Genomic DNA, 19,594 nt, shown 5'->3' on the forward strand with positions numbered 1-19,594 from the left:
GTGTGTCATGTGGCGCAACGTGCCCGGATTCCGAACTGACCGTACCCCGGAAAGTTCGTTAGCTTCTGGCTGAACCCGCCCACCGAGCTGCTCATGCAGTCATCTAGGGTCGGGATGCCCAGCTTGTGAATCGCTTGTTTCCACAGGCGAATTGCGACCCGTGCCCGACCCTTCGGACACGACGAAGCGAGGAGGGAGCGCATCTCTTCTGTGCAGGAGGCGCTGAGTACCTCCGAAGCGACGGATCCAAAATCGGCGCGTTGCAATCATTGGACACGGACGGCATACACCGCACGCGCCGTGTCAGGAGGGGTTTCGTCCCATGTCGCTTGTTGTAGGGACCCTGTCGAAAAGCACCCTGTTCGAAATCTTTCGAACAGCTATCCACGAAATCATCCGCCAGAAAGGGCTCCCCGCCGAGGTAAGCCTGAAAGCGGAGAACAACGAGATCGTTGCGCGGTCCAAAGACTTCGGTAAGCGCGTCGACTATTTCCGGTTCGACTTCCCGGTGAAAGAGGGCACCGATCCGGATACGATCAAGTCGCAGCTTGAAGCTGCACGCATCCCCAACCAGACGAAAATCGTCGATGGCAAGTGCTCCATCACACTGCCATCGTTCGAGTGGCCGCAATTGCGGCAACTCGAACCCGTTGACCGTATCATCTATGAAAACGCGGCCGAATCCATCCGATCGCGTTCATGGCACGTGAGTATCGGTTCCTTCAGCCGATTCGATTTCAATATCAACGTCCTCATTGAAGAGATGTTGCAGAAGAAGGGGTCGGATATTCACCTCCGCGCGGGCTCGCCGCCGTACATGCGCATTGACAGCGAACTGCAACCTCTGGACCTTCCTCCTTTGAGTTCCGACGACATGCGAGAAGTCGTATTCCAGTTGGGCGGTCAGCAGCAGTTGGACATTCTCGACGCCGAAAAAGAAAGCAGCTTCCAGTATCACTTGGCGGGCTTGTGCTATCTGCGTTGCAGCGGATACATCAAGATGGGCGCCATGGCCCTGGCTATCCGATTCATCCCCGAAGAGCCGGTTCCCTTCGAAAAACTGGATTTGCCCATTCACGTGCGCGACATTGCAGACGCCCACCGCGGCCTGTTCCTGGTGTGCGGCGTAACGGGCAGCGGTAAGTCCACGACACTTGCCGCCATGGTCGATTACATCAATGCAAAACGCCATGCACACATCATCACGATTGAAGACCCGATCGAATTCGTGTACTCGGACAAGAAGAGCATTATCTCGCAGCGCCAGTGCGGCCGCGATACGTTTTCGTTCGCCAACGCTTTGCGCGGCGCGCTGCGCGAAGACCCGGACGTGATTCTCGTGGGCGAAATGCGCGACCGAGAAACGATCCGTGCAGCCATCAGCGCGGCATCGACCGGTCACTTGGTGTTGAGCACGCTCCATACGATGACCGCGGTCGATACCGTCAACCGTATCATCAGCTATTTCCCGCATGACGAACGCGAAGTGATTCGGCAGGAATTGGCGTACACCCTGAAGGGCGTGTGTTGCCAGCGCCTGCTTAAACGCGTGGGCGGCGGACGTATCCCATGCGTAGAGTTGTTCCTCTGCAACCTTCCGATGGTTCGCGATTCGATCCTCGAAGGCGACCTGCAACGGCTTTACAACATCATCGAAGTCGATACGGATATGAAGAGCTTCGACCAGTATGCCGTGGAACTCTACAAGCGTGGCGTCGTCACGAAGGAAGAAGCCATCTCCGCGTGCAGCGACGAGCAAGGCTTCCAGCGCGTCATCACCGGCATTAAAGGCACCGAAGGCCGCAAGCTGCTGAAGTAACCAGAGCTTCGTGGATTGCAGGTCAGGCCCGAAGATCCTGCACGGCGGTAGAGAAGCCTTCGATCATGTTGTCGACGAGTTGATTCTCGCCGGCATCCTTTCCCACGCGCACGCCAATGCGCGAAGCGGGTGCGCGCGTTTCCCGGATTTCGTTGTTCGACAGCGTATTGCCCGCTGTCACGCCTTGGATATCCACGCCGATGCCGTCGTCACCGCCGCTGTCCAGGATGCGGTTCCTCTCGAAACGATTGCCCGTTGCGGTAAAGCCTTCGCCGCGTTCGGGCCTGAACAAGAGACCGACCGTCTTGCTTCGCAATACATCGTTATCGCGCACGAGATTCTCGTTGTCGCGATGACCGATGGAAATCCCGCAGTCGTTATCTTGAATCACGTTCTTCTCGGCGAGCCCGTACTTGGCTCCCCAGCAGAAGAAGATGCCGATGTTGTTCCGTTCGAAGGTATTGTTGCGCAGGATGGGCCGCTGTGAACCCGACCCTGGGTGCACGCCCAACCCCGCGTTGTCATGGCTATGACACTTCTCCACGACGACATCGTGACAAATCTGAAAGCTGATCCCGTCGCCGTTGTAGTTGCGCGCGGTGACCGATCGAAAAACGAGGTTGCTGCAATCCTGCATCCAAATGCATCCGGCGTAATTGCCGTCGAGGTTGGCGTTCTTCTCCCGGTTGCCGTCCAACGCAATATCCTCAATTGCGATTCCGGACGCGTACTCCGCCGTCAATAATGGAAACAATGTTTGGACTGTCGGCTTGCTATCGGTCCAAAGATTGTCGCGGAGACCTTTGTCGAGTTTGAATCGGTTTCCGTCCCGTGCGACCAGTGTCCGTTTGATGACGATAGCCCCACCGTCGTTCGGGTTCGTCGCCCGAATGCAGACCCCGTCTCCCACCGCAAACCCCGTCGCATCCTTAAGCGTGATCTCCTGGTCGTACCAGTCCGAGTCTTCCGCCAAAGCTGTCTCGACAGAGGGTTCTTTCACAAGAATGCTGTCAAGACCGCTGCCGAGGATTCGGATATTTGACGGAAGGTACACGGCATTGCGCAATCGATACGTGCCGGGCAGTATTCGTACCGTTCCACCTCCCGCGCGCGCCATGTAATCAACGGCAGCCTGGATGACCTTCTCGCTGGCACCCACCAAATCGGCATCCTTGGGGCCAACCGTGATCGTCAATCGTTCCGACCAGTTCGGTTCGACGACCGTGTCGCCCGAGGTTGCTCGTGGCCTTGTGACAGGAGGACGGTCATCGGACAGCGCGTGCCGGGACAAGAATGCCCCCGCCGTTGCGATTCCAGCCGATCGTAGTAGATCTCTTCTGCTGAAAGAGGCATTTCCTGAGGATCTCATTCGGTTCGACTCCTGGCCCTTGTTATGTAGTCCCCTGCGTAGAAACTCGCCTGGGATTCTGGACTGCCGGTAACGTCATCGTGAAGACGGTGCACTCGTCCGTGGTGTCTGGTGAAAGCACCAGCGTCCCCTTATGCGCGCGCACAATTTCGCGGGCCAGACTAAGTCCCAGTCCGACGCCATCCACGGAACGGTCGCGTGACTTCTCGCCACGATAGAACCGGTCGAATACCTTGTCGCGGTCCTCCGGCACAATACCTTTTCCCGCGTTTGCAATGTCCAACCGCACGGTAGACGCGTCTCCGTCAAGCCGCACGCGAATCCAACCACCTTCTTTGTTGTACTTGATGGCATTGCTCGATATGTTCTGTAAGACTTGCGTCAGCAGATCGGCATCGGCGTTCACCCACAGGTCCGGCATAATGTCGCGCTCGACCGTGAGACCCGGCGCCAGAATCTGGCAATCGTCGCATAGCGAATCCACGGCATCGCTCAAACTCACGGGCTCCAGATGCAACGTGAGCCGTCCCGCATCCGCCAAGGATAACAAGAGCAGCTTCCGCGTTATCGCCTTCAAACGCTGCACTTCGCCGAGCAACTGCGAAAAGAGTTGTTGCTGCGGCGAGCCCGGCGGCGACCCCTGCAACGCTTGCTCCAATTCACCCTGGAGAATTGTCAGCGGCGTCTTCAATTCGTGTGAAGCATCCGCACTGAATCGTACGGCTTGTTGATAACTCTTTTCGAGCCGATCGAGCATCGCATTCAGCACGGAAGCCAGTCGGAAGAACTCCGCGTCTTCCTTGCGCACGTCCATGCGCTGACTCAGGTCCTGCGCGGTAATCTGTTCGGCTGTGCGCGCCAATATTTTCACGGGCCGTAGAGCGCGATCAGAAATGAGCCATCCGCCCGCTCCCACGACAAGCAGTGCCGCAATGTACGCTACGAGAAACGCAATTCGCGTGCGGTGGATGTGTCCAAGGTGCGGTCCCAAGTTAAGTCCCAGCGCAAGTGTGGCGTCAGGGTCTCCGAAGACTGCGATGCGCCATTGCATGCGCCCGTCAGATTCGGTGAAAAACTGCTCCGGACGCCGTTGAATGCCGGCCGGCGGTCCAGGTGGCCGGCCTGGCCCCATGCCACGTCCGCCGCCACGTCTTCTTGGCCCCCTCGGGGTCATGACATCTTCGTTGCCTGCATCGACAGGCATTTTCTCGTCAATACGGCCGACATTGCCATCGATGAGCGGCGCATCCGGCTCCGGAGGTCCGCCCACAGGTGGAGGTCCTAATCTCCACCGCATCGGATCGATTGGAGGAGGAGGTTCTCCTTCGGGGCCTCGCGGAAGCTCGTCAGGCGAAGGAATCCGGGATATGGGCAGCGTCTCGGGCCATCCCCGCGAACGGTACAGTTCTTCGCCGTTGGGACCCTTCACAAGTAGAATCAGAGCGTCGTCGTGACCCGAACCGAATACAAACTGCAACGACTCGCCAACGCGCTGCCAATAGTGGGGTGGACGGCGAAAACCGACGTGTCCGGCTGCAAACCCGCGCAAATCGTCGTCGATGCGCTTCAGTTCTGTCCGCTCAGCCAGCAACAGGGCCCATACGCCGAACGCCGCGAGCACGAGTCCCGAGATAACCACCGACAGGAGTGCGATTCGGACTCTGAACGACAATGGCTTCATAGCGGCCGTTACGGCGATCCCCTGAAGCGATACCCCACGCCGCGCACGGTCTCGATGAGGGCTTCCGCCGATTCCGGACTAATCTTCTTGCGCAAGCGTTGAATATGAACATCGACGAGATTCGTGTTGGGGTCGAAATCGTATCCCCAAATGTGTTCCAGGATCTGCGTGCGCGAATACACACGACCAGGCGATCGCATCAGGTATTCCAGCAGATTGAACTCGCGCGCCGTCAGGCGAATGTCGCGGTCACCGCGCCGAACCTCTCGCGTGATGAGATTCACGTTCAGGTCGCCCGATTGAAGAACGGTGAGCCGTTCACCAGACGCGCGCCGGATTACCGCATGAATGCGGGCAATAAGTTCTTCAACAAAGAAGGGCTTGGTGAGGTAATCGTCGGCGCCGAGATTGAGTCCTTCCAACCGCTCATCCAACTCGGTGCGCGCAGTGAGGAGAATAACAGGCACCGCGTTCTTCTTGGCCCGCAGATTCTTCAGAATGCTTAGACCATCCCGGCCGGGAAGCATGATATCGAGCACGATGACATCGTAGGTGCGCTCCAAGGCCAACGAGTAGGCTTCGTCACCGTTGTGACTGACGTCGATGTCGAAACCTTGCTCCTCAAGCCCCTTCTTTACGAAACCCGCGATCTGCTTTTCATCTTCAACAATCAATACTCGCATGATTTCGGAGTATAGCACCGCGCAGCGTCCAATGGCGCAATCCAACCATTACGAATTCGTAATTCATTCTGCGGTCTTGCCTTCATGAGCGGCTGCTACAGTCCCTACAGAGCCGAGACAGAGCCGGTGGCTGCAAAAGGCCGCCGCTAGAAAGTGAACCCGAGGTGACTGTGTTGACGCATAGAGAATATGAAGACCAAGAGGAGGACGAGACCATGAACGCTAAGACACTTCGTTTGTTCGCGCTGCCCGTCGTGCTGCTTGCAGTACTTCTGACCGCGAGTGTCACGAACCGGGTATTTGCACAAGCTCCGGTTCCGGCGCCGGCAGAAACCGCGCCAGAACCTCAAGCACCGCCGCCCCCGCAGGCAGATGCGCCGCTGCCGCCTCCGCAGGATGGTGAATTGCCGCCGCCTCCGGAGATGGCCGGGCCGCATGGTCCACGCACGCCCGATGCCGCACGCATCCTGAAGGACTTCGACAAGAATGGCGACGGCGCGTTATCGCAGGAAGAAATCCAAGCGGCACTGCAGCAACTCGCGCCGGCTCCGGGAAATCCTGGCCAGGACTTTGCGCAAGGGCGCGGTCGTGGTCAGGGCGGTCCGGGACAGGGCTTCCATCGTGGACCGGGACGTGGCTTCGGTGGCCCGGGTCAAGACTTTGACCGTGGACCAGGCCGTGGCTTCGGTGGCCCGGGTCAAGACTTCGACCGTGGTCCGGGACGCGGCTTCGGTGGCCCAGGACAAGACTTCGACCGTGGTCCGGGACGTGGTCCAGGTCAAGACTTTGACCGTGGTCCGGGACATGGATTTGGTGGCCCAGGCCAAGACTTTGACCGTGGTCCGGGACGTGGCTTCGGTGGTCCGAGAGAAGGCTTCGGTCCCGATGAAGACCGCATGGGTCCTCCGCCTCGCATGGGTGGTCAGTGCATGATGCAAGGCGCTGGCCCCGGATTTGGGCAAGGTCCAGAGGGAATGCCCGGTAACGGTCCGCGCGACGGACGTGGACAAGGCATCGGCCCGCGCGGGATGCGTGTACAAGGCCCGGATGGCGCGCTTGATCAAGACGACAACCGCCGCATGGGCCCGCCCCAGGGCGGCGAACGCCTTGGACCTCCGCGCGGCAATCCCGATGAACGGTTCAAATCAATGGATACCGACGGCGACGGCGTCCTGAGCAACGAAGAGTTTCAGGCCTTTCATGCCAAGCTCCGCAGGCCCATCCCGTCTGAGGAGGCCAATGGCCCCGCAGAACCTCCTCGCTGACGTTACCCCGTGAGCATAGCAGGCTCACCCATCAAAGGGAGCGCTCGAAAGGGCGCTCCCTTTGGTTATCCTCCAAATCCTAGGCGAAACCGAAGCTTCCAACGCTAGTACTTCTTGTAGAAGACGTGTCCCCAGTTCGACCCCACCTGAAATACGAGTCGATGATCGTGCACTGCTGGACGCCAGCCGCTGAGAAAGTCTTCCCATCCATCGTTTTCGGGAAATGTAACCAGGACTTCCTGCGGGTGCATGGAGAAGTTGAGAACAACGTAGAACTTCTCCAAACGCCCGTCGTCCGCGTTACCCCAGCGATGATAGACTACCGTCTGCCGGTCTATATCAATCCCAAAACCATCCGCGTCAGGTTTCGTCCAACCCTCTTCCCAGTAGCGAGGATGGAAGTTCGCCGACGCGAGGCTGGGGAACGTATCGCGTAAACCAATCAGCCTACGGTAAAGCCCAAGTGTGGCGAGGCCTGGATCGTCGTTCGCATGAGACCATCGTAACGGACGCGGCACAACCCGTTTCACGGCAGGATCGAGTGAGTTCTCGGGCGCTCCGTGGTCGCTTTCGGGCATGCGGTACAACTCCGCGAATTCTTGCCCGTTGTGGATCATGGAACAACCTGCTGTAGTGAAAAGCATAATTGCGTACGGTTGCGTGCGCCACCATTCGTCGCGGCTTCCAGCGTTGAGCACAAACGACTCGTGGTCGTGGTTTTCGATGTAGGTAATCGGTGTGCGCCCGTCGTTGAAGTCACGCGCCGCGTCGGCCAGCCGCATGATGCCGGGCCATACCCTGCGCTCAGTCAGGAATCCTCGTGTGGCAGACCGGAAAGGATCCAGCCAGCAGCTCGTCGCATTCACTCTGTTCGTGGTATCGATGGACGAGTACTCCCACTTGTGTTCGAGGATAAGCGGGAAGTTCGTGAGGCCTTTGCTTGCCAAATGCGCCTTCAATCGCGCAATCATTCCGGGCAAACCGAGACTGGGACGGTTGGAGTCGTAGAAACCCGACGTGCAATCGAAGCGGATGCCGTCGATGCTGAATGTGTCAATCCAATACAGACAGACATCGGTTGCGAAGTCGAGTGTGCACGTGTTCGCGTAGTCAAGATCCTGGTAAAACGCGGCATCGGCGAATTTGCCGCAATACGGCGAGTCTTCGGGGTTTTCCCACAACCAGCGATACCCCCAGCCTTCGTTCGGGTCTTTGGACGTAACGTGGTTGAATACACCATCGAAGATCACGTGCAGATCGCGGGCGTGGCACTCGGAAATCAAGCGCTTGAGCAGGAACAGTTTCTCCGCCGGATTCTGCGGGTTCAATGTATAGGGATGGGCCACGGCAAAATAATCCTGGGGCTCATAACCCCAGTTGTAGCCCGTACCGGGCCATTGCGTCCACGGCATGAACTCAATGGCATTCACACCAAGACTCTTGATGTAGTCCAGCTTCTCGACCAATGCCGCGAGCGGAGCCGCCGATCCACGGTACTCCGCCGTGAAATCGTCGATCATCAACTCGTACATGATGAGCCGCTCGAGAGGCAGCGGTTTCGCTAGCGGTTTCGTGTCCCCCTTGGGACCCCCAATTACGACGCCGGAATTCTGGCTCTCGGTTCCGCCGTAGCGAGTACAGGGATCGCAAACATGCCTTCCTGTACCGCTTGCGAAGGTCACATAGAACTTGTATTGATAGAACCCCTCTGGAAGTTCCGCAGTCTCCGCTTGGTATAGCCAACCCTTGGTGCGCCCATTGCTCGGATCCGTATACGGGGCCTTCTGCATTTCGAATGCAGGCTCAATGCTCCAGTTCGTGCCTCCCAACGAGGACTGAAAGTCGCCGATGACATGGATCTTCGAAATAGAGGGGAAAGTCCCGCGGTTGTACTGACCCGGGTCAAGTTTCGAGTCGGGGATAAATAGGCGAAAGACGGCTTTGCGGGTGTCGTCCAGTTCCCTTGCGCCGAAGTCCTGATACATGGTGGTTCCCTCGCAGGTTCATGGCTAGTCTTTTGCGCAAACACCAGAGGACAGATCGCCATAATACAATAGAATTCGCCATCGGACAACACACCTATAGACAATTGGATGACTCTCATATCCTCCCAGAGGCAGGCTACGACCCTCTGCGCGTTATCGGTATTGACGGCAATCTAAATGTTGATATCTCCGGTAGCGCGAGGATATCCGTGGAAGGCCACAGCGCAACCCCCAACTACCAAGTACTCAACGAGGTGGGTGTTGAACAACCTCAATAATTCGCTGAAGTCGCGCGGAAGATTCATCGTAGCCATAGTTGATTTGCCGTAGGATTTCGACGGCTTGGAGACGTTCTTCGGAGGTCTTCGACAACCAATAGGCTCTATCGTCTCCTTGCTGAGAAAGCGACGCTACCGTGAAGGCCGTTTTGTCAAGCCTGCAAGTATCAATCAATTTCATACAGTCCCCTTAATACCCTATCGCCCGATGCAACACCGGACCGGCTGTTTAATCAGGGATTGCGTCAGCCCTCGGACTTAGGGCTATAGCTCACCGCTGATACTCGCTTGACTTAACGCGGAAACCCACTTCGCGCCGCTTTGTGTGTCAAGCGATTACCGAATTCAATCGCACACGATGGCCACTTTCTCGGAGTATGCGGGGTACGCGGCGTGCGTCGCTTATATAGTACACAATTACCCCTTGACAATTCGCCGTACAGAATTGTAGAAGAGAAGTGGCACAGTAAGGCACGGTGTGCTCTCGCATCATATTTCGCGTTCGTACGTCGTAGGGTCTTCCGCGGGTAAGGGGAACGTTACGACATCTAATCCGCAATTTGCATCGGCGCGATTGAGCGCCGACGCAAATTGCTCACGTGCAAGACTTTGAGGCTATGCCATGAGGATTTCTCGCGAACACACTTTGTTTTCGGAGAACTGCCTGGTTTTTCGCCGTAAGTCTCGAAAACGCAGTAGTTATAAGAAAGGGTCAGATGTGTTCGTGAGAAATCCGGACTAATCATGGTCTTACACGGACTCTCTACAGTGTCCGTGATAGGTGCAACGGGGCTGAGTCGGCTAAGCAAAGAAACACGCAGGGAGATGCTTTGTCGATTCACAACGTCTGGGAGGAAGAAACGGGCAAACAGACACGGTATCGGGGTGCCAACCGAAGTCAAACACAGGAGGAAAGACGAATGAGACGCCTGACAATGGCAGCAGTAGCGCTTGCCTTGCTTGCAGTTCTAAGCTTTCCGGCAAGCGCAACCTATCTCACGGTGACCAAGATCGGAGAGGGAACGGTCAGCCCTGGGATAGGAGCGAACAATCTGTCGTGGCTATCGCGGGTCACACTTCGCGCCACGCCTGCGGCGGGTTGGGTATTTGACAGGTGGGAAGGCGACATGGCGGGCAAGCCGAATCCCTACACGTTCTACATTACCAGCGACAAGACGGCGAGCGCGATCTTCAGACCCGTTACCCCGACGTCGAGCAATGCGCTCGTGCGGTACGTGGGCCTAAACGATCCCACCACCAGCGCGACATTGATCGACACAGACACACACCTGGGATGGGACGGGTATGAGATGTCGCTGAACTCGCAGTCCTGGCGCACGTCAGCGGATGTTGACCGCCCGCTTTGGCAGCATGACCTGACCATGGCGGTTCCGTGGTTCTCGGGCGACGACTGCATCTTCCTGATCAATGGCGGCAGCAACCCGTTGAAGTATCCGAGTCCGGATTCGACGATTGCCTTGGTCGCGATTGCGCTCGGTGTGAAATACGCTCAGCTCGACCAAGTGCCGAATCAGCCGCTGTATTTCACGGACGAAGTGAACAATGAACGCACTGAAGACGAGATCCTTGCGTACAGTCTGGACAAGTATCTGCTGACGGGCGATTACAAGTGGCCGGTTCACTGCGCCATGGTGAAATCCGCCGTGAAAGCGATGGACATGATCCAGAAGCAGCGCAAAGAAGTGGATGACTTCCTGGTGATCGGGGCGTCGAAGCGGGGCTGGGCAACCTGGCTTACGACCGCCGTCGATCCACGCGTGAAGTACATCCTTCCCATCGTTATAGACGTGCTCAACTTCCCGGAACAGGTCGAGCACCATTGGGAGTCCTACGGACTGTATTCGAGCGCGATTCAGGACTACGTTGACTTCAACCTGTTCTGCCGCGTGGATACGGATCCGCTGGCGCCTGACCTGCTGAATATCGTGGACCCGTACCGGTATATCTCGAAGTACACGATGCCGAAGTTCATCGTCAACGCGTCCGGCGATCAGTTCTTCCTGCCGGATTCGTCGCGGTATTACTTCCACGATCTTCCGAATCAGAACCAGACATGGCTTCGTTACTTCCCCAACAAGGACCATTACATGGACGGCGTGTTGGATGACTACAACAACCTCCTCGGTCTTTTGACGTGGGGTTCGAATGTCATGAATGGCACTGCGAATCCACAGTACTCCTGGTACATCGACGGAAACGGCGCGCTGATTGTGCAGACGCCGAGCAATCCCGATTCGGTCAAGCTGTGGCAGGCAACGAATCCGAATGGGCGTGATTTCCGGCTTGAGTCCGTTGGACCCATCTACACGAGTTCAACGCTGACCGATCAGGGTGGCGGCACGTATATTGGTTATTGTCCGCCGCCGGCTCAGGGATGGACTGCTTTCTTCGTGGAGTTGACCTTTGGTACGCAGGTCTTCACGACGGAGATCGTGGTTACTCCGGACACTCTCCCCTTTGATGGATTGGGCTGCTGGCAATAGCGTCTAGTCCAATGCTTATGACGAGGAGCCCCGCCCCGCAGTGCCTCGTGGGGCGGGGTCAACCTCCGAAGACAGTCACTGCACGCTATGCAGTCGGCGTTCTTGTGGATTCGGACCATGTATAGTCCGCAATTTGCACCGGCGCGATTGGGCGCCGACGCAAATTGCTCACGTGCAAGACGTTGAGGTTATGCCATGAGGATTTCTCGCGAACACACTGTGTTTTAGGAGAGCCGCTTTGATTTTCGCCGCAAGTCTCGCAAACACAATGGTTACGTGAGAGGTTCAAGTGTGTTCGTGAGAAATCCGGGGTTTGACGAGAGAGGTCAATCATGCGAAAAACACTCATCGGTTTGGTCATTCTCCTTTGTGCAGGTGGAGTCCTGACGTGGCAGCTTATGGAAAAGAGCAAGCCCGCTCCCACCCAGCCTGCGGCACAGTTGAAGCAACAGCCGCCAATTCCTGCAAAGCCCGCGCTCGTACCTGTCGTTGCGGAAGTGTCTGCGCCTACAAAGGCCGAGGATCGCGCAGCGCAATCCTCGCCTGCTCCGCAAGCGGCAGCCGAGACTCCACTGACGGCGGAGACCTTGGCGGGTACGCGCTGGCAGGACGATAAGATCGACATCGCGTTCTTGCCCGATGGCCGGTGGCAGATGAATGGAAGGATCTGCGCAAAATGGGAGGTCAACGGCGACAAAGTCCGCATCTTCGATGATAAAGGCGAAGAACACTTCGTCGATATCGTCGGTAGCAGCCTCGCGTTTAACGGAAAGAAGATCGGCAGGGCGTCGAGTTAAGCCTCGGGCATCACGACATGCATCTGACAACGCGGGCAGTCGAAATGCAGGTCGAGCCGTTTGCCGTCGTCATCCAGAAGCCGCAGCTTGCCGTTGTGCGCCTTGCCGCCGAACTTCGGGCACAGATTGAGTTGGTGCTTGATGCAGTGCCGCGTAATCATCACGACCTTGCCGCTCATATCGATTCCTGCTTCGGCGGCGGGCTCGATATGCTCCACACCGTGGCGGCGGTAGAACGCTTCGGCTTTCTTGTTCAAAACGTTGCCGAGATAAGTTAATTCGTGCTCGGGATACGGCTCGTCGTTCAGGATGGGCGCACTGACCTGGCGAGGCCGTTTCTGTTCGCGTGCGTTGCTGAGTTCCGCGAGCAGATCGCGGCGCAACGCATTCAACACCGCGACCGGCATGAACCGCGCGGGCTCCATCTCGATGGCCACCTCTTTACACGCAAATTCGGAGTCGCCTGTTTTTGCGAGTTGCTTTCGTGTGGTCTCGATGGCTTGCTCGGGCTTCGATGCGATCTCGAGTGCCCCTTCGTACCGTAACTGTGCGCAAACGCCGTCCTCATCCACAACGCTAAGCGTCGCGCCGTTCGCATCCGCGACGAATCGCATCGACGTGTCGATGCGCCGCACGGTTCGAGTCTTGCGCAACGTGTTGAGATACGCGTGATTTCGGTTGCGGTAGACTTCAACGCCGGTACTGATGGCGCCCGCTTCGTGCAGGATCAGTTCCGCGCCCGTGCCGCCGTTGACCGTCGCGCCGGATACTTTCCCTTTCGACTCGAACCAACATACGCCATCGCCAGGCGTCACATGTACGGGCCGGTCGAGCATGACGCCGCGCGCCGTGACGTGCTTGACGCACCCGAGGAATTCGCCCGTCATCTTCGGCGTGTCGACCGCCCCCACGGGATCTTGGCGGCCTCCCACGAAATACGTTGTATAGCCGCGATTGAACGTCTTGTCGATATCGGGCTCGAAATCGGGCACCGAGATACCGGAAGACGCGCGCTTCAGACCAAGCTCCTTGATCAGAACGTCGAGCCGCTGCCGGTAGAAGGTGACCACATTGGTCACGTAGGTGATGTCCTTTAGGCGGCCCTCGATCTTGAAAGACCCGATGCCTGCCTCCACGAGGTCCTTCAAGTGATCGGACAAATTGAGATCGCGCAACGACAACAAATGCGTGTCGGTCGTCAGGATGTTCCCGCGATCGTCCTCCAGACGATACGACTTGCGGCACGGTTGCGCGCACGCGCCACGGTTCGCGCTTCTTCCGCCCACGGCCTGACTCAGATAACACTGTCCGCTGTAGCTGACGCACAACGCACCGTGAATGAAGCACTCCAACTCGATGGAAGTCGCGGCGCGAATAGCGCGAATCTCTTCCAGACTCAGTTCGCGCGCCAGAATCGCCCGCTTGAATCCCACCTTACTCAAAAACGCGACCTTCTCCGGCGTCGTGTTGTGCATCTGCGTGCTGGAGATGAGCTTGATCGGCGGCAAATCGCATTCGAGCAACCCCACATCCTGCACGATAAGCCCGTCGATACCCGTCTCATACAACTCCCCGATCATTTCCAGCGCCTCGGGGATTTCGTCGTCATACAGGATGGTGTTGAACGTCACATACACCTTGGCCCAATAGCGATGGGCGAAACGCACCAGCTCCGCGATGTCCTCGACGGGATTGCCGACATCTTCGCGCGCGCCAAACTTCGGCGCGCCAACGTACACGGCGTCCGCGCCACAGCGGATGGCCGCCATGCCGCACTCCGCATCTCGTGCCGGGGCAAGGAGTTCTATCGTTCTCACAGGTCTTCTCGCAGGTCGAAACTATCGGGGAATTGTACCGCAAATCGCGCCTGGACCGCGCGCATCATCAGGCACACCAAGGGCATACCCATGTTGGAACACCGCGAAGCGGCAAAATCATCCATGTGGTTCACGTCGCAATGATTTCGATTTCGGAGGTCTTACCGACATCGCGCCCATCGCAATGGACCTTGCGCAGGGCAAGGGATTCGAGGGAATCGAGTTGGTATCGGTGCGGAGTCCATGGGTGACCGTGGTGGTCACAAAGGATTTGGTGGGCAAGATCTGAACGGGGATTGAGGACATGGGGATGGGAGAACACGGACGCACACGGACGAACATGGACAGGCACGACGAGGTGGACAAAGACGCCCGCACCCGTGGCACCACGATCGCCGAGCGGCAAGCAGAAAGACTGGAGATCAGTCTTCAGGACGTTCGCCGGCGGGGGCCATCTTCACGAGCTTGGGCGTGAATCGCGCGAGGATTTCGACGAGGTCTTCTTGGGCGGCCATGACCTGCTCAATGTCTTTGTAGGCCATGGGGGCTTCGTCGATGCCCGCGGAGAGTACGGTCACTCCGCGCTCGTCAAGGTATTTCTTCGTGTCGCTCCAGGTGAGCGTCTCTTTGGCTTTCTTGCGGCTCATGCGGCGTCCGGCCCCGTGTGAGGCCGAATGCAGCGATTCGGGGTGCCCCTTCCCGCGCACGAGGTAACCAGGCGTTGCCATCGAGCCGGGGATAATCCCCAATACACCCTCGCCGGCGGGTGTTGCGCCTTTGCGGTGCACGACCACGTCGCGGCCTTGGTGTCGCTCAATCCACGCGAAGTTGTGGTGGTTTTCGATATCGAGCAGTGTGCGCACGCCGAGCGCTTTCGCCACGTGCTTGTGGATGCACGCATGGTTTGCGGCGGCATAGCGGCCCATTAACTGCATGGCGTTCCAATACTCCTGGCCCGGCTCGGAATCCATGGAAAGCCACGCCAGGTGCACGAGATTCTTGGGAAGCTCCGGGTGCAGCTTCGCCGCCAGTTTGCTGTAGTGGTCCGCGACTTGCGCGCCCGTGCCACGGCTGCCGCTATGGCTCAAGAGGGCCAAGTAGGCGCCGCGCGGAATCGTCAGCTCGTCGGTCATCACGTCGAGTGTTCCGTATTCGACGAAATGGTTGCCGCTGCCGCTCGTGCCCAATTGCGCCCACGCTTTGTCTTTCATACGGGCGGTCACGGGCGATACCGACCAGTCTTCGTCCATCACATCGTGCTTGCGCGGATTCTTGAACGTTGCGCCGACGCCAAACTGCGTCTCGCGCTCAAGGGCGTTCTTCAGGCGATCGGTCTGGCCGGTCAACGCATGAGGAGGTAGATCGAGAACGGTCATCTTCATGCGGCAGGCGATATCGACCCCGACGGCATACGGGATCACGGCGTTGTCCGTCGCGAGCACGCCGCCGATGGGCAAGCCGTAACCGACGTGCGCGTCGGGCATCAACGCGCCGACGACAGAGACGGGCAGTGAACAGGCATTGTCCATTTGCTCAATGGACTCACGGTCGAGGTTCGTGCCCCACGTGCGGTAGGGCGCAGGTCCAGACGTGCGCTGGGGCGCGAAATGCACGGGCGGCTCTTTGCACAGCGCTTTCGCAAGCGCTGCAAAATGCGGGTCTTCGAAATGATCGGCGGGACGCGCGACTACGGCGCGCACCTTCTCGCGCAGTTCACGTTTGCGCATGCCTGCGCCTGCGGCGGATGCGAGTGCCTCCGTCGCTGCGTCCAACGCGTCGCGATGTACGATTCCGAGATTGATCAGTTCACGCCGTTTCATGGTAACCCTGATAGCTTTCGACGCCAGATTGCGCCGATATAAGCGGGTTCATGCGCACTGTGAAGCAGTGGACGATGTGGACAGCGGCTGAAATGCCGTCGCATTGCATCAGTCACCGGTGAATCGATGAAGAAAGCGGCTCATGATGCCCTGGTCCGCTCCGGAAGCTTGTGCGAGTGGAATCGACCTGGGTCCGCGCCAGGTGGCGGCGCTTTGCTCGAGTTGCGCCATGACGCCGGTGCTATCTAGCCAACCGTAGCCCGCGCATCCGAGCGCGAAGAAGAAACGCTGAATGTCGGCGTCGGTCCATGTGGCTTTGCCGCGCCGGGTAAGCGCGGCGGCGATTTCTTTCTGCGAGGGCGTGCGATGTGCAGGCAGACGGCCTGAAGGGGGCGTGTGAATTGTTAGAAACCGCTCCAGGCAGGCGCGGGCTCCGTCGTCCCACGGAGCGGGATTGCGGTCTTCCAGATCCCAATCGAGGGTCCAGACGCGAATACCGCCTTCTTTGCCGCCGGAGACGATGAAGGAACCGTCGCAACTGAGCACGGCCGATTCGACGCCGTCGGCGTGCGCTTCGGTGCTGAAGACGACGCGGCCGGTCGCAAACTCCCAGAGGCGGACCGTATGGTCTGAGCTTCCGGAAAGCGCGAAGCGGTTGTCGCCGCTGATTTGCACGGTAGAGACGCGCCCTGTGTGGCCCTCGAAGGAACGAAGGCATGCGCCCGTCTCGAGACTCCACAGCATGACCTCGCCCGGCCGCCCCAGCAAAGAACCGCTGCCGGAAATGGCGAGTGTGCCGTCGGGACTCACGTTGAGTGCGGTAATGGGATTCGAGTGTCCTTCGAGTACGCCCCGGCAAGAGCCCGTGGCGATGTCCCACACACGCAGGCGTTTGTCTTCGCCGCCTGCAATGGCATGGCGACCATCGGCCAACCAGCGAATAGAAGTGATGTCGCCGGGGTGGTCAACGATTTCGCTCAGGCATTGGCCGGAGTCGACGTCCCAAAGGCGGATCATCTTGTTGCCCGCGGAGAGGGCGAACCGGCCGTCCATGCTGAAATCAAGCGCATTGACCATGTCAGAAAGGCGTTCGAAGCTACGAAGGCATACGCCACGCCGCGCGTCCCACAGTTTTACGTCCCAGCCGCCGGTGAGTACGAATTGGCCGTCGTCGGTCATGCAGATTGCTTCGACAGGAGAAGCGTCACGTTCGAAATCGACTACAACCTTCTGTTCGTTCAGGTCCCAGATTGCGATGGTGTTCTCCCCGCTAAGGGCAAGGGCGTACCGGCCGCTGGGTGTCGTACGGATATCCTTGATGCGTTCACCGGTACCGGAGAGTCGCGTGAACTCCCAAGCGCTTCGGAACGCGCCGCGAGGCAATCGGACATAGAGTTGCCGCCATTCGAGCAAGGCTTCGGGCGCGCGGTTTTGTCCCGGCTGGTTACGCGCTTCGCGAACGTGCCGCGCGGCGGCGAGGACGTCGCCTTGTTCGCGGGCCTTCCTCGCTTTTCGGAGCGCTTGGTCAAAGGCTTGGCCGACATTGACGACGTCTTCGCTGGTGACGGCTTGGCAAATCACCGTGGGCGCGGAATAGGGTTGTCCGATATCCGATAGTTGCCATGTGGCAACGGTGTGATCGCGGCTTGCGGAAGCGACGGTATGTCCGTCGCCGGAGACGGCAATTCCGCTGACTTCAGCGGGATGTCCGGTGAAGGTGTGCAGGCAGCGCCCGGTTGTCAATTCCCACAGGCGGAGGGCTCCATCCCGGCCTCCAGACACGGCGTGCAGACCGTCGGGGGTGAACGCGAGCGTGCGGACAGGTCCCGGGTGACCTTCCATGACGCGAAGGCACTTACCCGTATCCACATCCCAATAGCGGAGAGTTCGGTCGTGGCTGCCGGATAGAACACGTTTACCGTCTTGGCTGACGGCGAGCGTGCTCACGACATCCGTGTGCCCTTCGAGCGTCCCGCAGGGGCGACAGACGGACATGTCCCACATCATGATGACTCGGTCGTTGCCTCCCGAAACGGCAAAGAGTCCGTCCGCAGACAATGCGCATGCTTCGAGCGCCGTTCGATGGCCTTCCATCGTTTCGACGCAGGTGCGTTTGCCAAAGTCCCAGAGCCGCAACGCGCCATCCAATCCAGCGGACAGGAGACGTTGGCGTTCGGCGCAGAAGCTGATGCACTGCACCGAGTCGCGGTGTCCTTCAAACACGCCGGCGCACCCGTTACGGGGAATGTCCCAGATTCGGATGGTGCGATCCTGCGACGCCGAGATAGCGTATCGTTCGTCGTCGCTGATCAAAACGCGCGTGACGGTGTTCTGATGCCCCTCAAACAACCGCACGCATTGCGTCGTGACGGAATCCCATAATTTCAGGGTATTGTCTTCGCTACCCGATGCGATGAGCTTGGCGTTGGCGCTTAAGGCAATGCAGGTTACGGCATCGTTGTGCGCCTCGATACTCTGCACGTAGTGGCAGGAACGTTCGGCGCGTTCGCGGATGGTGTTGATGAGCGAGACGACTTCGCGGCGGTTTCGTTCCGCCTCGGGCAACGTGCCTAGAAAGCGGGCCGCCGTGCGGAAATCGCCGCGTTCGGCGTGGACTTGCGCGATGAGGTATGCGGGCATCCAATCTTTGGGATGCAGTTTGCTTACGTTCAACAACCGCTGCAGCAGGGCGTCATCGGTAAGGCGCCCGCTGCGCCATCGCACCAGCCCGACGTTGTAGTTGGACTCGGGGTGGTAGGGATCCGATTTGAGCGCCTGGTCCCAGAGTTGTTCCGCATGGTCCGACCGCCCCAAGTCGAGCAGGGACATGGCCCGGTTGTTGAGGTTGTTGCCGGACACCGAAGTGAATTTCGGGCGTTTGCGGGGATACTCCGTTGAGGTCACTTCGCGGTAGCACTTGACGAGTTCTTCGGCGATCTCGTTCATGCTGCGAGGGCGCGCTTCGGGACTGACCTGGAACGTGCGCCGGAGCACCTCCGCGAGGCGAGGCGGCATCGGCAGCAATCCGGGGCGCTCGGCGGCTTGCTCCAGATAGCGAGTCAACACCTCGGGCACGTCTTGACCGCGTTTCCAGACGGTCTTCACGGTGAAGCATTCGAGAACGCAAATACCCCAGCTCCACACATCGGTGGCGTGGGTCATTTTTTCGCGATTGGATTGCTCCGGCGAACAATAGGCGCGTGTCATGCCGACAAAGTCCACGCCGCCTTCGCCGTTGGCGGCGGCCTCGATTGCGCGGGCGAGACCGAAGTCCGTGACCTTTGCCACGCCTTCCTGGGAGATGAGAATATTCGCGGGTTTGACGTCCTGATGGACGAGTCCCTGGTCGTGGGCGTGTTGCAGTCCCCAGGCGGTCTGGATGGCGATGTCGATGATGCGGGCGACCGCCCGGCGAGGGCCGCCTTTGTACATGCGCCCGTCTTGTATACAGTGCCACAGAGACTGGCCGTCCACGTACTCGGCAAACACGCGGGGCACGCCGCCCAGGCGACGCACGTAATAGCAACTGACGACGTGAGGATGCAGGCCGAGATTGACCCAGGTCTCGCATTCTTT

General features: G+C 58.7%; 11 protein-coding genes. 4 read left to right on the top strand and 7 right to left on the bottom strand.

The window, feature by feature from the left end:
- Nucleotides 1-322: 322 nt before the first annotated feature.
- On the top strand, nt 323-1,819 hold the full coding sequence (locus K1Y02_16970) for a PilT/PilU family type 4a pilus ATPase (GenBank protein ID MBX7258056.1): 1,497 nt from the start codon (nt 323-325) through the stop codon (nt 1,817-1,819).
- Nucleotides 1,820-1,841: 22 nt separating this feature from the next.
- Here the strand turns inward: K1Y02_16970 and K1Y02_16975 are convergent, their stop codons facing one another.
- The 3 genes from K1Y02_16975 to K1Y02_16985 are packed head-to-tail and all read right to left on the bottom strand — an operon-like array spanning nt 1,842 to nt 5,552.
- Nucleotides 1,842-3,188: a right-handed parallel beta-helix repeat-containing protein gene (locus K1Y02_16975; protein MBX7258057.1), complete on the bottom strand. Its 1,347-nt coding sequence runs from the start codon at nt 3,186-3,188 to the stop codon at nt 1,842-1,844.
- Between the two features lie 22 nt (nt 3,189-3,210).
- Nucleotides 3,211-4,869: a HAMP domain-containing protein gene (locus tag K1Y02_16980; protein ID MBX7258058.1), complete on the bottom strand. Its 1,659-nt coding sequence runs from the start codon at nt 4,867-4,869 to the stop codon at nt 3,211-3,213.
- An 8-nt stretch (nt 4,870-4,877) separates the two neighbouring features.
- A complete protein-coding gene (locus K1Y02_16985; GenBank protein ID MBX7258059.1) occupies nt 4,878-5,552 on the bottom strand; it encodes a response regulator transcription factor in 675 nt (224 codons plus the stop codon).
- A 215-nt stretch (nt 5,553-5,767) separates the two neighbouring features.
- On the opposite strand from K1Y02_16985, the gene K1Y02_16990 reads away from it, so the two are divergent.
- The gene (locus K1Y02_16990; GenBank protein ID MBX7258060.1) at nt 5,768-6,817 is read left to right on the top strand and encodes a hypothetical protein; all 1,050 of its coding nucleotides are present in this window, start codon (nt 5,768-5,770) and stop codon (nt 6,815-6,817) included.
- Between the two features lie 104 nt (nt 6,818-6,921).
- Here the strand turns inward: K1Y02_16990 and K1Y02_16995 are convergent, their stop codons facing one another.
- The gene (locus K1Y02_16995) at nt 6,922-8,802 is read right to left on the bottom strand and encodes a 1,4-alpha-glucan branching enzyme (protein ID MBX7258061.1); all 1,881 of its coding nucleotides are present in this window, start codon (nt 8,800-8,802) and stop codon (nt 6,922-6,924) included.
- Nucleotides 8,803-10,000: 1,198 nt separating this feature from the next.
- Here K1Y02_16995 and K1Y02_17000 point away from each other — a divergent pair.
- Entirely contained in the window at nt 10,001-11,584 is a 1,584-nt protein-coding gene (locus K1Y02_17000) for a PhoPQ-activated pathogenicity (GenBank protein MBX7258062.1), read from the top strand.
- A 332-nt stretch (nt 11,585-11,916) separates the two neighbouring features.
- Nucleotides 11,917-12,381: a hypothetical protein gene (locus K1Y02_17005; protein MBX7258063.1), complete on the top strand. Its 465-nt coding sequence runs from the start codon at nt 11,917-11,919 to the stop codon at nt 12,379-12,381.
- Here the strand turns inward: K1Y02_17005 and K1Y02_17010 are convergent.
- The 3 genes from K1Y02_17010 to K1Y02_17020 all read right to left on the bottom strand — a co-directional run.
- On the bottom strand, nt 12,378-14,198 hold the full coding sequence (locus K1Y02_17010; GenBank protein ID MBX7258064.1) for a U32 family peptidase: 1,821 nt from the start codon (nt 14,196-14,198) through the stop codon (nt 12,378-12,380). The genes K1Y02_17005 and K1Y02_17010 overlap by 4 nt on opposite strands.
- 422 nt (nt 14,199-14,620) lie before the next feature.
- Nucleotides 14,621-16,018 carry an RtcB family protein gene (locus tag K1Y02_17015; GenBank protein MBX7258065.1) on the bottom strand — a complete coding sequence of 466 codons (1,398 nt, stop codon included), beginning with the start codon at nt 16,016-16,018 and terminating at the stop codon, nt 14,621-14,623.
- 108 nt (nt 16,019-16,126) lie between these two features.
- Nucleotides 16,127-19,594: protein kinase (locus tag K1Y02_17020; protein MBX7258066.1), on the bottom strand; the 3,468-nt coding region annotated here is incomplete at its 5' end.

The organism is Candidatus Hydrogenedentota bacterium (genome assembly GCA_019695095.1).
In the GTDB taxonomy this organism is placed as follows: domain Bacteria; phylum Hydrogenedentota; class Hydrogenedentia; order Hydrogenedentales; family SLHB01; genus JAIBAQ01.

What these genes read in the sequence shown, in the direction of transcription:
- K1Y02_16970 (MBX7258056.1), top strand. Translation starts at nt 323, where the DNA reads ATGTCGCTTGTTGTAGGGACCCTGTCGAAAAGCACCCTGTTCGAAATC.
- K1Y02_16975 (MBX7258057.1), bottom strand. Translation starts at nt 3,188, where the DNA reads ATGAGATCCTCAGGAAATGCCTCTTTCAGCAGAAGAGATCTACTACGA.
- K1Y02_16980 (MBX7258058.1), bottom strand. Translation starts at nt 4,869, where the DNA reads ATGAAGCCATTGTCGTTCAGAGTCCGAATCGCACTCCTGTCGGTGGTT.
- K1Y02_16985 (MBX7258059.1), bottom strand. Translation starts at nt 5,552, where the DNA reads ATGCGAGTATTGATTGTTGAAGATGAAAAGCAGATCGCGGGTTTCGTA.
- K1Y02_16990 (MBX7258060.1), top strand. Translation starts at nt 5,768, where the DNA reads ATGAACGCTAAGACACTTCGTTTGTTCGCGCTGCCCGTCGTGCTGCTT.
- K1Y02_16995 (MBX7258061.1), bottom strand. Translation starts at nt 8,802, where the DNA reads ATGTATCAGGACTTCGGCGCAAGGGAACTGGACGACACCCGCAAAGCC.
- K1Y02_17000 (MBX7258062.1), top strand. Translation starts at nt 10,001, where the DNA reads ATGAGACGCCTGACAATGGCAGCAGTAGCGCTTGCCTTGCTTGCAGTT.
- K1Y02_17005 (MBX7258063.1), top strand. Translation starts at nt 11,917, where the DNA reads ATGCGAAAAACACTCATCGGTTTGGTCATTCTCCTTTGTGCAGGTGGA.
- K1Y02_17015 (MBX7258065.1), bottom strand. Translation starts at nt 16,018, where the DNA reads ATGAAACGGCGTGAACTGATCAATCTCGGAATCGTACATCGCGACGCG.